Annotated in this window: 13 protein-coding genes; all 13 read left to right on the forward strand. The window is 68.5% G+C overall.

The window, feature by feature from the left end; genetic code table 11:
* Positions 1-125: 125 nt before the first annotated feature.
* On the forward strand, positions 126-623 hold the full coding sequence (locus tag LU699_RS05890; protein ID WP_232134094.1) for a flagellar basal body-associated FliL family protein: 498 nt from the start codon (positions 126-128) through the stop codon (positions 621-623).
* Entirely contained in the window at positions 623-1,639 is a 1,017-nt protein-coding gene (gene fliM / locus LU699_RS05895; RefSeq protein WP_425491651.1) for a flagellar motor switch protein FliM, read from the forward strand. The genes LU699_RS05890 and fliM overlap by 1 nt, the downstream gene beginning before the upstream one ends.
* The gene (fliN, locus tag LU699_RS05900; protein WP_232134092.1) at positions 1,636-1,968 is read left to right on the forward strand and encodes a flagellar motor switch protein FliN; all 333 of its coding nucleotides are present in this window, start codon (positions 1,636-1,638) and stop codon (positions 1,966-1,968) included. The genes fliM and fliN overlap by 4 nt, the downstream gene beginning before the upstream one ends.
* Positions 1,969-1,973: 5 nt before the next feature.
* Positions 1,974-2,591 (forward strand): flagellar biosynthetic protein FliO, encoded by a 618-nt coding sequence (gene fliO / locus LU699_RS05905; protein WP_232134091.1) that lies wholly within the window; start codon positions 1,974-1,976, stop codon positions 2,589-2,591.
* Between the two features lie 95 nt (positions 2,592-2,686).
* On the forward strand, positions 2,687-3,430 hold the full coding sequence (fliP, locus tag LU699_RS05910) for a flagellar type III secretion system pore protein FliP (RefSeq protein ID WP_268738756.1): 744 nt from the start codon (positions 2,687-2,689) through the stop codon (positions 3,428-3,430).
* A gap of 4 nt (positions 3,431-3,434) precedes the next feature.
* Positions 3,435-3,704: a flagellar biosynthetic protein FliQ gene (locus LU699_RS05915; RefSeq protein ID WP_232134089.1), complete on the forward strand. Its 270-nt coding sequence runs from the start codon at positions 3,435-3,437 to the stop codon at positions 3,702-3,704.
* Between the two features lie 309 nt (positions 3,705-4,013).
* Entirely contained in the window at positions 4,014-4,154 is a 141-nt protein-coding gene (locus tag LU699_RS05920) for a hypothetical protein (RefSeq protein ID WP_232580510.1), read from the forward strand.
* A 690-nt stretch (positions 4,155-4,844) separates the two neighbouring features.
* Positions 4,845-5,633, forward strand: a complete 789-nt coding sequence (fliR, locus tag LU699_RS05925; RefSeq protein ID WP_232134088.1) for a flagellar biosynthetic protein FliR — start codon at positions 4,845-4,847, stop codon at positions 5,631-5,633.
* A 10-nt stretch (positions 5,634-5,643) separates the two neighbouring features.
* Positions 5,644-6,816: a flagellar biosynthesis protein FlhB gene (gene flhB, locus LU699_RS05930; protein ID WP_232134087.1), complete on the forward strand. Its 1,173-nt coding sequence runs from the start codon at positions 5,644-5,646 to the stop codon at positions 6,814-6,816.
* Positions 6,817-6,860: 44 nt separating this feature from the next.
* The gene (gene flhA / locus LU699_RS05935) at positions 6,861-8,897 is read left to right on the forward strand and encodes a flagellar biosynthesis protein FlhA (RefSeq protein ID WP_232134741.1); all 2,037 of its coding nucleotides are present in this window, start codon (positions 6,861-6,863) and stop codon (positions 8,895-8,897) included.
* A gap of 68 nt (positions 8,898-8,965) precedes the next feature.
* The gene (gene flhF, locus LU699_RS05940) at positions 8,966-10,639 is read left to right on the forward strand and encodes a flagellar biosynthesis GTPase FlhF (RefSeq protein ID WP_232580511.1); all 1,674 of its coding nucleotides are present in this window, start codon (positions 8,966-8,968) and stop codon (positions 10,637-10,639) included.
* Positions 10,611-11,486 (forward strand): MinD/ParA family protein, encoded by an 876-nt coding sequence (locus tag LU699_RS05945; protein ID WP_425491182.1) that lies wholly within the window; start codon positions 10,611-10,613, stop codon positions 11,484-11,486. Before flhF ends, LU699_RS05945 begins: the two co-directional genes overlap by 29 nt.
* Positions 11,483-12,244, forward strand: a complete 762-nt coding sequence (locus LU699_RS05950) for an RNA polymerase sigma factor FliA (RefSeq protein ID WP_232134084.1) — start codon at positions 11,483-11,485, stop codon at positions 12,242-12,244. The genes LU699_RS05945 and LU699_RS05950 overlap by 4 nt, the downstream gene beginning before the upstream one ends.
* The last annotated feature ends 242 nt before the right edge of the window (positions 12,245-12,486 follow it).

Raw genomic sequence — 12,486 nt, forward strand, 5'->3', positions numbered from 1 at the left:
TTCGCTGCGCTCGACCCATCCTACGAATAGCGCACCCGCGGGGCTGTCGGCTTTCCGGCAGCCGCCATGTCGGCGCCCCGGCACACGCCTTGCATCCGGTAGACATCCATCTCCGGAGTCGTCCCGTGTCCGCTGCCCCTGCCCAACCGTCCGCCCCCAAGAAGAAGAGCAAGCTGCCGTTGATCATCGGCGCGGTGGTGCTGCTGGCCGGTGGTGCCGGCGGTGGCTGGTGGTGGACCCAGCACAACGCGCCAGCGCATGCGCCCGAAGGCGAAGCGGCTGCTGCGGCGACGCCTGCCAAGGCCGCGGCGACCTACTTCGCGCTCGATCCCTCCTTCGTCGTCAATCTCGCCGACACCGACGCGACCCGCTTTCTGCAGGCCGACGTGCAGGTAATGACGCGCGATGCCAAGACGCATGCGGCCATCGAGGCGCAGGCGCCGGCGATCCGCAACCGTCTGCTGCTGCTGTTCGGTCAGCAGACCGCCGCGCAGCTCGGCCAGCGCAGCGGCAAGGAACGCCTGCAGGAGCAGGGCCTGGCCGAAGTGCGCAAGCTGCTGCGCGAGGAAGGCCAGCCGGACAAGGCCGAGGCCGTCATCTTCACCAGTCTGGTCGTGCAGTGATGAGCAACGAGCTGCTGTCGCAGGACGAGATCGACGCGCTGCTGCACGGCGTCGACAGCGGCGCGGTGGGCACCGATGCGCCGGCGGCGCCGGGCGAAGTGCGTCCCTACGATTTCGCCCGCCAGGGCCGCGTGGTGCGGGGCCGCCTGCCGGGTCTGGACGCGGTCAACGAACGCTTCGCGCTGGCCTTCAAGGTCGGCCTGTTCAACCTGCTGCGGCGCTCGTGCGAACTCACGATCCGCGGCGTCGACGTGGTGCGCTTCGACGAGTACATGCACTCGCTGCCGCAGCCGGCGAACCTCAACGTGATCCAGGCGCGGCCACTGCGCGGCAATGCGCTGGTGGTGTTCGAACCGCGGCTGGTGTTCACCGTGGTCGACAACTTCTTCGGCGGCGGCGGGCGTTTCCCGGCCAAGGTCGCCGAGCGCGAGTTCACGCCGACCGAGCAGCGCATCGTGCAGCTGATGCTGCGCCAGGTGTTCTCCGACATGACGACCGCCTGGCTGCCCGTGCAGGCGCTGGAATTCACCCACACCGGCACCGAGAGCAATCCGCTGCAGGTCGAACTGATCGACCCGCGCGACCACATCGTCATCAGCCGTTTCAGCATCGCGCTCGACGGCGGCGGCGGCGATCTGCACATCGCCCTGCCCTACAAGATGCTCGAACCGCTGCGCGACCACCTCGAGGCCACTGGCCCGCGCCGCCAGCGCAGCGATTCCGACGAGACCTGGGCGCGGCACCTGCGCGCGGGCGTCGAAGCCGCGGCGCTGGAGCTCAGCGTGTCGCTGGCGCATCGCCAGATCAGCCTGCGTGAACTCTCGCGACTGAAAGTCGGCGACGTGATCCCGATCGAGCTGGCACGCCCCGTGCAGATGGAGGTCGAGTCGACGCCGATGTTCGAAGGCGAGTTCGGCACCCACAACGGCTTCAACGCATTGAAGGTCACCCAGCTGAAGTTTCCGCAGGTGATCCCGTCCAACGATTCCCACGAGTTCCAGGCCGCGACCCCATGAGCACCGACACCGCCACCACCGCCGCGTTCGATCCGCTGACCGCCGAGGCCGCTGCCGCGCCCGCGGGCGATCTGAATCTCGACGTCATCCTCGACGTGCCGGTGCAGCTTTCGCTCGAAGTCGGCCGCACCCGCATGCCGATCCGCAACCTGCTGCAGCTCACCCCGGGCGCCGTGGTCGAACTGGAACGCGCAGCCGGCGAGCCGCTCGACGTCTACGTCAACGGCACGCTGATCGCGCACGGCGAAGTCGTCGTCGTCAACGACCGCTTCGGCGTGCGCCTGACCGACGTGGTCAGTCCGGCCGAGCGCATCAAGCGCCTGAAGTGACCGCGATGACCAGCGCCCTCGCCGCCCACGCCACGCTCGCCGCGGCGCAGGCACCGGTCACGATCGGCGCTGCGTCCACAGCCGATGCGGCTGTCGATCCATCTCCAGCACCCGCAACCGCTTTCGGCGTCGATGCCTTCGTCGTCGACATGCCCGGCCCTGCCGCGCCGGCCACTGCGATCGGCGCGCAGGCGATCACTGCGACGCCCGCCGTCGCGCAGCCGCTCGGGCGTCCGTCGACGGAGAAAACCGCGCAGGTCGCGACGCCCGGCAGCGCGACGCCGGTTGCGTCCGCGAGCAGCGCCGGCAGCATCGGTGGCGCGGTCCTTGCACTGGTCCTCGTCGTGGGCCTGATCGTGGCGCTGGGCTGGTTCGCCCGGCGCATGCCGGGCATCGGCGGCGCCAGCAATCCGGCGCTCCGCGTGCTCGGTTCGCTGTCGCTCGGCCCGCGCGAACGCGTGGTGGTGATCGCCGTCGGCGACACCCAGCTGCTCGTGGGCACCGGCGCCACCGGGACCCGCGTGCTGCACACGCTCGACACGCCCCTGCCGGTGCCCGAAGCGAAGCCGACGCCGGTCTTCGCCCAGGTGCTCGCCCAACAGTTCGGAAAGAAGAAGCCGTGATCAGCGCCACGTTCCGCACCCGCATCGCCACGCTGCTGCTCGGCGCGCTGCTGCCCTTCGCCGGCAGCGCGCTCGCGCAGACCGCGCCGTCGCCCATGCCGGCACCGATCGCCGCGCCCGCGATTCCCGACAGCGGCGCGCCCGGCTTCGCCGATCTCGCCACACAGTCGATGCCGGCAGTGACCGTCGGTCAGGTCGGCGGCGAGACGGTCAGCATGCCGCTGCAGGTGCTGGCGCTGATGACCGGCATCACCTTGCTGCCGGCCGCGCTGCTGGGCATGACCGCGTTCACCCGCATCATCATCGTGCTGGGCCTGCTGCGGCAGGCACTGGGCACCGGTCAGACCCCGAGCAACCAGGTGCTGCTGGCGCTGGCGCTGTTTCTCACCTTCATGGTGATGACGCCGGTGTTCGACGCCTCGTGGAGCGCGGGCATTGCGCCTTACCTCGACGGCACCCTGGATTTCCGCAGCGCCTGGGCCGCGGCCAGCGACCCGTTCCGCGGCTTCATGCTGGCGCAGGTGCGCGAAACCGATCTGATGACCTTTGCCGGTCTGTCCAACAGCGGTCCCTACAACAGCGCCGAAGACGTGCCGTTCGGCGTGCTCGCCGCGTCGTTCCTGACCAGCGAACTGAAGACCGCGTTCGAGATCGCGTTCCTGATCTTCATTCCGTTCGTGATCATCGATCTCGTCGTCGCCAGCGTGCTGATGTCGATGGGCATGATGATGATGTCCCCGATGCTGATCTCCGCCCCGTTCAAGATCCTGCTGTTCGTGCTGGTCGACGGCTGGGTGCTGGTCGTCGGCTCGCTCGCCGCCAGCTTCAACGCGGTCTGATGCCATGACCCCGGAAACCGCCCTCACCGAAATCTCCCGCGGCATGCAGATGGCGCTGGTCCTCGGCGGCCCGCCGCTGGTCGCGGTGCTGGCGATCGGCGTGATCGTCGGCATCCTGCAGGCCGCCACGCAAATCAACGAGCCGACGATCGCGTTCGTGCTCAAGGCGATCACGCTGGTCGCGACGTTCGCGCTCGTCGGGCATTTCCTGCTGGGGCGGATGGTGGCGTTCACGACGGAGCTGTTTCATCGGATTCCGCATTTGATCGGGTGATTGGGTGCTGTCGCTCGACCTTTCCGGGGGTCGGATGCTTTCGTATGCTGAGTGAGTTGTCCTGGCGCTCTGCTCGACGCCTTTGCAAAACAGAGCTTTCGTCCGCTGACGCGGCCGAGTTCATTTCTTTTGGTTGACGCCAAAAGAAACGGAACCAAAGAAAAACGTCACCCCGACAAGTCCGAAACCCGCAGCTTTTGGCTCACCGGGATTTTCCGACTCGGCATCCTGCCTCGGTCGGAAAACACCGCCCATCCATGGGCGGCGCCCTCCAGGTTTGCGGCTGTGGGAGCGCGTTGCGGACGGCGAGTGCCAGAGCAACAGCACGTCGACAGCGACAGCGACAGCGACAGCGACAGCGACAGCGACAGCGACAGCGACAGCGACAGCGACAGCGACAGCGACAGCGAGCATGCGCGCACTGCGGCCGACCACCGGACCGAAACCTGAGATAGGAGCAGTACTGGCTCTTAACCGTCATTCCCGCGCAGGCGGGAATCCAGGGACTTTCGACCTTTCGAGCGGGTCGGGATTCCAGACGCAACGTCACATGGATTCCCGCTTTCGCGGGAATGACGGCAAGCGATGTAGGCGAACTAGCGCAAGCTTTGCACCATCTGCTGCAGCCAGAACCCACGCCACCTCGCACTCAGTCTGCTTTTTTGCTTTTCCATAGGCAGCCAGCCGCGCGAGCACACCCGGAGGGCGCCGCACATAGATGTGCGGCGTTTTTCGACCGAGGCACGATGCCGAGTCGGAAAATCCCGGTGGACCAAGAAGACGCGGGCTTCGGACTTATCGGGGAGACGTTTTTCTTTGGTTCCGTTTCTTTTGGGGTCAACCAAAAGAAATGAACTCGGCCGCGTCAGCGGACGAAAGCGTTTGATCTTGCAAATCTGCCGAACACCGCCGAGCGCGGAACGCTCATGAGGTCGGCAACAGACCAGCGAGCACCTGCCCTCACCCGACGCGCTGTGCGCGTCGACCTCTCCCAGAGGGAGAGGTGCTGAAGCTCACAGCTCACAGCCCAAATCCCAAAGCCGGAGCGTCACAGCGCGAAGCCGGCACGCTCCCGGCACAAATCCTGCATCCCGCCATCACGGCCCTCCCGCCGCGATCGCCCGGACCGCTCGACCCGCAATGGACACCGTCACCCTCACCACCTCGACCGGCGTCGACATGTTCGCGATGCTCGCGGCCGTGCTGTGGCATGCGATCCGGATCGGCGCGGCATTGCAGGTGTTGCCGGCGATCGGGGGCCGGACGATGCCGGTGCGGGCGCGTTTGATTCTGGTGATCGCGCTGTCGGCGACGATGAGCACGGTGCTGCCGGCGCCGCCGCCGATGGCGGTGGACTCGGCGACAGTGCTCGGCGTGCTGCGCGAGTTCACGGTGGGGGTTGCGATCGGGCTGGTGCTGCGGATGGCGTTCGAGGCCGGGCAGCTGGCCGGTGAGCTGGTGTCGCAGGGCATGGGCCTGTCGTTCGCGACCATGGCCGATCCGCTCAGTGGGGCGTCGTCGCCGGTGCTGTCGCAGTGGTTCTTTCTCGTCTTCTCGCTTTTGTTCTTCACCCTCGACGGTCATCTGGCGCTGATCGGGCTGCTGCACGACAGCTACGCCAGCCTGCCGATCGGCCAGGCGCTGCCGGATCTGCAGGCGTTGCTGTCGGCGGTGCCCGCGTTCTTCGCGACCGCGCTACGCGCCGGGGTGCTGCTGGCCTTGCCGGTCGTGATGGCGCTGCTGTCGGTCAACATCGCATTCGGCGTGCTGTCGCGCGCGGCGGCGCAGCTCAATCCGATGGCAATCGGTCTGCCGGTGTCGCTGCTGACCGGTCTGATCCTGCTGATGCTGCTGATGCGCCAGTTGCTGGCGCCGGTGCAGGCGTTGTTCGACCAGGCCTTTCTCGCCGCGCGCGGGCTGATCGGCTGAGGCCCGGGCGATGAGCGAGACGGACCAGGAGGACAAGACCGAACTTCCCACCGAAAAACGGCTTCGGGAAGCGCGGGAAAAAGGCAACGTGCCGCGCTCGCGCGAGCTGGCCAATGTGGCCGTGCTCGGCTGCGCGGTGCTCGCGCTCAAGGCGACTGCCGGCAGCATCGGCGCGACCAGCATGGACTGGATGCGCGGCGCGCTGACCATCGATGCGTCGATGCTCGGCACCCAGGATCGTCTGCTGCCGCATGCCGCTGGCCTGTTCGGGCGACTGCTGCTGGCGATGACGCCGCTGTTCGTCGCCGCGCTGCTCGCCTGCGCGATCGCGCCGGCGGCGATGGGCAGCCTGCGCTTCGCCGGGCAGTCGCTGCAGCCCGATTTCAAGCGTCTCAATCCGAAGACCGGCCTGGGCCGGATCTACGGCAAGGAAGGCGCGGCCGAACTCGTGCGCTCGCTGCTGCGTGTCCTGCTGATCGGCGGCGTCGGCATGCTGATGGTCTACCACGCGTTCTCATCGTTGCTGTCGATGCCGCTGGCGTCGCTGGAGCAGTCGGTCGCCGGCGGCATCGACACCGCGATGAACGCCCTGCTGGCGATGGTCGGCGCGCTGGGCGTGCTGGCACTGATCGATGTGCCCTGGCAGCACATCCAGTACCGCAACAAGCTGAAGATGACCAAGCAGGAAATCCGCGACGAATACAAGGAAAGCGAAGGCAATCCCGAACTCAAGGCGCGCGTGCGCCAGGTGCAGGCGCAGATGTCGCGCGGGCGGATGATGGACGCCGTGCCGCAGGCCGACGTGATCCTGGTCAACCCGACCCACTACGCCGTCGCGTTGAAGTACAAGGCCGATGGCGACATGCGCGCGCCGGTCGTCGTGGCCAAGGGCGTCGACGAACTGGCGCTGGCGATCCGCGCGATCGCCGACAAGCACCGCATCGCGATCGTCGAGGCGCCGCCGCTGGCACGGTCCTTGTACAGACAGGCACAGGTCGATCAGGAAATCCCGGTGAAGCTCTACGCCGCCGTCGCACAAGTGCTGTCCTACGTGTACCAGCTCCGCGCCTGGGCGCCCGGCCGTGGGCCGATGCCGTCGCTGGCCGAGCTCGACGCCGGCCCCGAGGGCGCGGTCGATTACGACCCGACGGCCGACACCGGCGTCAACGGACCGGCGCGATGAGGGCACAACCGGGTCGGTTCTCCGTCGGCGGCGCATTCGGTGCGATGAAGGCCGGCGCCGCGGCGCCGATCGTCGTGCTGGCATTGCTGGCGATGATCATCATCCCGCTGGCGCCGCCGGTGCTGGACGCACTGTTCACGATCAACATCGCGCTGTCGCTGGTGGTGATGCTGGCCGTGGTCTACGTGCGCAAGCCGCTGGACTTCTCGATCTTCCCGAGCGTGCTGCTGCTGGTCACGCTGCTGCGCCTCGCACTGAACGTCGCCTCCACCCGCGTGGTGCTGCTGCATGGCCACGAAGGCCCGGGCGCGGCCGGCAAGGTCATCGAATCCTTCGCCCACTTCGTGATCGGCGGCAGCTTCGCGGTCGGCATCATCGTGTTCGCGATCCTGACCATCGTGAACTTCGTCGTCGTCACCAAGGGCGCAGGCCGCATCTCGGAAGTCTCGGCGCGCTTCATCCTCGATGCCCTGCCGGGCAAGCAGATGGCGATCGACGCCGACCTCAACGCCGGCGTGCTGACCCGCGAGGAAGCCAAGGCCCGCCGCCAGGAAGTCCGCGACGAAGCCGACTTCTACGGCTCGATGGACGGCGCCTCGAAGTTCGTCCGTGGCGACGCCATCGCCGGCATCCTGATCCTGGTCATCAACATGGTCGGCGGCGTGCTGATTGGCGTGCTGTCGCACGACATGAGCTTCGGTGAAGCCATGCGTACCTACACGCTGCTCACCATCGGCGACGGCCTGGTCGCGCAGCTGCCGGCGCTGCTGGTCGCGACCGCAGTCGCGATGCTGGTCACGCGTTCGACTGGCGAGCAGGAAATGGGCGAGGCGGTGTCGAAGCAGGTCTTCGGTCACCAGCGCGCACTCACCGTCGCGGCGGTGATGATGTTCCTGATCGGCATCATCCCGGGCATGCCGAACCTGCCGTTCCTCATTCTGGCCGGCATCCTCGGATTCGTGGCGTGGAAGCTGCGCGGCGCACCCGAGGCGGAGGCGCAGGCCAAACGCGACGCCGAGGCCGTCGCCGCGACCGCCGCCAGCTCGCCGCTGGCCGAACTGAGCTGGGACGAGATCCGCCCGGTCGAGCCGCTGGCGCTGGAAGTCGGCTACAAGCTGATCGCGCTGGTCGACAAAGCCCAGGGCGGCGAACTGCTGGCGCGCCTGAAAGGTGTGCGCCGCAAGCTCACCCAGGACATCGGCTTTTTGATTCCCGCCGTGCACGTGCGCGACAACCTCGAACTCGCACCGGGCGCGTACCGGGTGATGGTGCACGGCGTGCCGGTCGCCGGCGGCGAGATCCACCCCGATCGCGAACTCGCGCTCGATCCGGGCCGCGTGTTCGGCCCGCTCGACGGCATTCCCGGCAAGGACCCGGCGTTCGGTCTCGACGCGACGTGGATCCTGCCGAGCCAGCGCGCGCATGCCGAATCGCTCGGCTACACCGTGGTCGACGCGGCCACGGTCGTCGCGACCCATCTCTCGCATCTGGTGCGCGAGCGCAGCGCCGAGCTGCTGGGCCACGACGAAGTGCAGCAGCTGCTGTCGACGCTGTCGAAGGCGACGCCGAAGCTCGTCGAAGACCTGACGCCGAAGCTGCTGCCGCTGTCGGTGGTGGTGAAGGTGCTGCAGTCGCTGCTGGCCGATCGCGTGCCGGTGCGACAGATCCGCCAGATCGTGGAAACCCTGCTCGAGCACGGCGTGCACACGCAGGACCCGGCGCAGCTCACCGCCGCGGTGCGCGTCGCGCTGGGCCGCTTCATCGTGCAGGAGCTCAACGGCATGGCCGAAGAGTTTCCCGTCTACACCCTGGCGCCGCAGCTGGAACGGGTATTGCAGGACTCGGTCAACGGCCAGGGCGCAGCGCTCGAACCGGGACTCGCCGAGCGTCTGCATCAGAACTTGAGCGAGTGCGTCACCCGCCAGGAGAGCCGCGGAGAACCCGCCGTGCTGCTCGTTCCCGGTGGAGTCCGCGCCTCGGTGGCGCGGCTGGTGCGGCACAGCGTTCCGTCGCTGTCCGTACTCGCCTACGCCGAGGTTCCCGAAGACAAACGTCTGCGTCTGGTCGGCGCCGTGGGATGACCCGCGGTTCGATTGCCCGCCACTGACACGGTCGGCGCGCCGGAAATCCGGCAGCCGCGGAGAGGACCATGAAGATCAAGAGTTTCATCGCCCCGGACATGCGCACCGCGCTGCGGAAGATCCGCGAAGCGCTGGGCCCCGATGCGGTGATCCTGTCCACCCGCGGCGTCGCCGAGGGCATCGAGGTGGTCGCCTCCCTGGGCTACGACGAAGCCGCGCTGGCCCGCGTGCTGCGCGCTGCCGAAGCCGATGAGACGCCGGTCGCCGATGCCGGAATTCCGACGCCTGCAGCGCCGGTCGTCGAAGCCGCGCCGGTCGCGCCTGCGCGCACCGTGTTCGAACGCGCCATCGTCGATCCCGCCGCCGCGTTCGCCGCGGCGTTGGGACACGGCCGCCAGCCTGCGCCTGTCGATGCGCCGATTGCCGCACCCGTCGCACCCGCCGACACCGCCGCACTGCGCGACCGCGCACGTGCCCGCCTCAAGGACAGCGACGGTCCCACGCTGGCAGAACTCACCTCGGCGATCCGCCCGGCCGCTGCCGTGGCCGAAGTTGCGCGCAGCCTGCCGCTGCAGCCGGCCTCGCCGACGCGCGCGACCTTCGCCGCGGCCAATGCCGAACTGCGCGCCGACGACACGCACGCACTCGACGCATTGATCGCCGACGAGGCGCCATCGTTCGCCGCGATGCTGGGCACGCGCATGCCGCGGGCGCCGCAGCCAATGGCGGTTGAAGAATCCGTTGCCGTCGAAGCATCTTTCGAAGCGCCACGTCCCGCGGTCGCCACCGCACCGGCGCTGTCGCTGGTGCCGTCGCCGGAACCCGAAGCACCCGCGATCACCGCGATGCGCGACGAGATGGCGCGCTTGCGCCAGCTGATGGAAACCCAGATGGCGCAGTTCGAGCGCGAGCGCCTGCGCGGTTCGCCGGCGCGCGCCGCCGCGTTCGATGCACTGCGCGCATTCGGTTGCGAAGACGCGCTGGCGCAGTCGGTCGCCGCCCAGCTCGATCCGGCGTTGCCGGTCGATGCGATCCAGGGCCCGATGCTCGACGCGCTCGCACGCACGCTCGAAGTCAGCGCCTGCGAGCCGATCGACGACGGCGGCGTGATCGCCCTCGTCGGCCCGACCGGCGCCGGCAAGACCACCACCGCGGCCAAGCTGGCCGCGCGTTTCGCCGCCCGCCACCGTGCGCGCGACGTCGCGCTGATCACCACCGACTGCGAACGCCCCGGCGCGCACGAACAGCTGCAGGCGCACGGCCGCAAGCTCGGCATCACCGTCTGCGAAGCGCGCGGCATGTCCGGCCTGCAGCAGGCGCTGACGCAGCTGGCCGACTATCCGCTGGTGCTGGTCGACACGACCGGCTACGCGCCCAACGACCGCGCCCTGTTCAACCAGATCCTGTGGCTGCGCACCGCGCGCAAGGTCCGCAGCCTGCTGGTGCTGCCGGCCAACGGCAATCCGCAGGACATGCACGAAGTCATCCGTCGCTACCGTCCGTGCTCGCCGGAAGGCCTGATCCTGACCAAGCTCGACGAGACCGGCTATCTGGGTTCGGCGTTGTCGGTGACCGTGCGCAACGGTCTGCCGATCGCCTACACCGCCGACGGCCAGAACGCCGACGCCGACATCGAATCGGGCAACCGGCTGCGCATCGTCCAGGCGATGGCTGCCGGCCGCCACGCGCCCGTCGCCGACACCGCCGCCACCGATGCGTTCGAGACCCGTCATGCCGTCTGATGCCGCACCCGCCACCGCCGCACCCCGCGTGATCGCCGTCGCCAGCGGCAAGGGCGGCGTCGGCAAGACCACGACCGCGGTGAACCTCGCCGCGGCGATGGTCAACGCCGGCCAGCGCACGCTGCTGCTCGATACCGATCTGGGCCTGGCCAATGTCGACGTGATGCTGGGCCTGTCGCCGCGCTTCACCCTCGCCGACGTGTTCGCCGGCCGCTGCGATCTGGCCGACACCATCCTCGAAGGCCCGAACGGGCTGATGGTGGTGCCGGCCGCGTCCGGCAAGCAGCACATGGCGCAGCTCTCCCCGCAGGAACACGTGGGCCTGGTGCACGCGTTCTCCGAACTCGACCGTTCGATCGACACGATGATCGTCGACAACGCCGCCGGGATCGCCGATGGCGTGCTGACGTTCTGCCAGGCCGCGCAGGATGTGATCGTCGTGGTCTGCGACGAACCCGCATCGATCACCGACGCCTATGCGCTGATCAAGGTGCTCAACCGCGACCGCGGCGTGCAGCGCGTGCAGGTGCTGTGCAACCAGGTGCAGGACGCGAGCGAGGGCCCGGCGCTGTTCGAGAAGCTGCAGCGGGTGACCGCGCGTTTCCTCGACGTCACCCTGAATCACCTGGGTTCGATTCCGCGCGATGAGTGGCTGCGCCGCGCCGTGCAGCGCCAGGAAGCCGTCGTCGACGCGTTCCCGTCGGCGCCGTCCGCGGTCGCCTATCGCGGGATCGCCCGTCGCGCGCGCAGCTGGCAGTCGCCGGCGGTCGCGCGCGGCCATGTCGAATTCTTCGTCGACCGGCTGGTCGCCTCTGGCGCCCAGTCCACCGGAGGCCTGCCCGCATGAATGCCACCGCCACCGCCTGCTACCGCGCGACCCAGACCGGCTCGCCGGCGGACATCGTCGAGCGTCATGGCGAGCTGGTGCGCCGCATCGCCCACCACCTCGCCGCGCGGCTGCCGCCCAGCGTCGAGATCGAGGATCTCGTGCAGGCCGGCATGCTCGGCCTGATCGACGCGGCGCGGAACTACCAGTCCCATCCCGGCGCGACCTTCGAGACCTATGCATCGATCCGCATACGCGGCGCGATGATCGACGAGATGCGGCGCGGCGACTGGACCCCGCGTTCGGTGCACCGCGGCTATCGCGACATGATCGCCGCCGTGCGCGCGATCGAGCAGGAGACCGGACGCAGCGCGGTACCCGCGCAGATCGCCGCGCACATGGAGATCACCCTCGACGAGTACCACCGCATGGTCGAGGACGTCGCCCGCGGCCAGCTGACCAGTTTCGACGCGCACCTGGAAGAACACGACGGCGAGGCCCGCCTCGCGGTCCGTGATTCCGCCAGCCCCGCGCGCGCCTTCGAGGACGACGCCTTCCGCGTCGCCCTGGTCGAAGCCATCGAAGGCCTGCCCGAACGCGAAGCGCTGGTGCTGTCGCTGTACTACGAACAGGAACTCAACCTGCGCGAGATCGGCGCCGTGCTGTCGGTCAGCGAATCACGCGTCTCGCAGATCCACGGCCAGGCCATGGTCCGCCTGCGCGCCCGCATGTCGGACTGGAAGCGGGATCCGGACAGATTCGACGACGGGCGGGATTGAGGGGCGTTCGTCAGTGGGTGATGGTGTGAGGGCGTCAGTTGGCGAGGGCGTGAGGGCGCAAAGATTGAATTCCTCAACCTCTGCAACGCTCGCAGACCTGCTGCTCTTGATCTGAATCGAGCCGTCGAGCGAGCCGAGCATCGCAGGGCGTCGGGGTCGAAGAGCAGCCCATGTCTGAGCGCAGCGAGTTTGGGCTGCGGAACCGTGAAGGTCCCAATGTGCCCCGTCGTCCGAGAAGCACG

This window comes from Luteimonas fraxinea, from assembly GCF_021233355.1.
GTDB lineage: Bacteria > Pseudomonadota > Gammaproteobacteria > Xanthomonadales > Xanthomonadaceae > Luteimonas > Luteimonas fraxinea.

Excerpts from the sequence above, each read along its gene's own strand:
- LU699_RS05945 (WP_425491182.1), top strand. The coding sequence starts at position 10,611 with ATGCGTTCGAGACCCGTCATGCCGTCTGATGCCGCACCCGCCACCGCC.
- flhF (WP_232580511.1), top strand. The coding sequence starts at position 8,966 with ATGAAGATCAAGAGTTTCATCGCCCCGGACATGCGCACCGCGCTGCGG.
- fliM (WP_425491651.1), top strand. The coding sequence starts at position 623 with ATGAGCAACGAGCTGCTGTCGCAGGACGAGATCGACGCGCTGCTGCAC.
- LU699_RS05915 (WP_232134089.1), top strand. The coding sequence starts at position 3,435 with ATGACCCCGGAAACCGCCCTCACCGAAATCTCCCGCGGCATGCAGATG.
- fliO (WP_232134091.1), top strand. The coding sequence starts at position 1,974 with ATGACCAGCGCCCTCGCCGCCCACGCCACGCTCGCCGCGGCGCAGGCA.
- flhA (WP_232134741.1), top strand. The coding sequence starts at position 6,861 with ATGAAGGCCGGCGCCGCGGCGCCGATCGTCGTGCTGGCATTGCTGGCG.
- fliR (WP_232134088.1), top strand. The coding sequence starts at position 4,845 with ATGGACACCGTCACCCTCACCACCTCGACCGGCGTCGACATGTTCGCG.
- fliN (WP_232134092.1), top strand. The coding sequence starts at position 1,636 with ATGAGCACCGACACCGCCACCACCGCCGCGTTCGATCCGCTGACCGCC.
- flhB (WP_232134087.1), top strand. The coding sequence starts at position 5,644 with ATGAGCGAGACGGACCAGGAGGACAAGACCGAACTTCCCACCGAAAAA.
- fliP (WP_268738756.1), top strand. The coding sequence starts at position 2,687 with ATGCCGGCACCGATCGCCGCGCCCGCGATTCCCGACAGCGGCGCGCCC.
- LU699_RS05950 (WP_232134084.1), top strand. The coding sequence starts at position 11,483 with ATGAATGCCACCGCCACCGCCTGCTACCGCGCGACCCAGACCGGCTCG.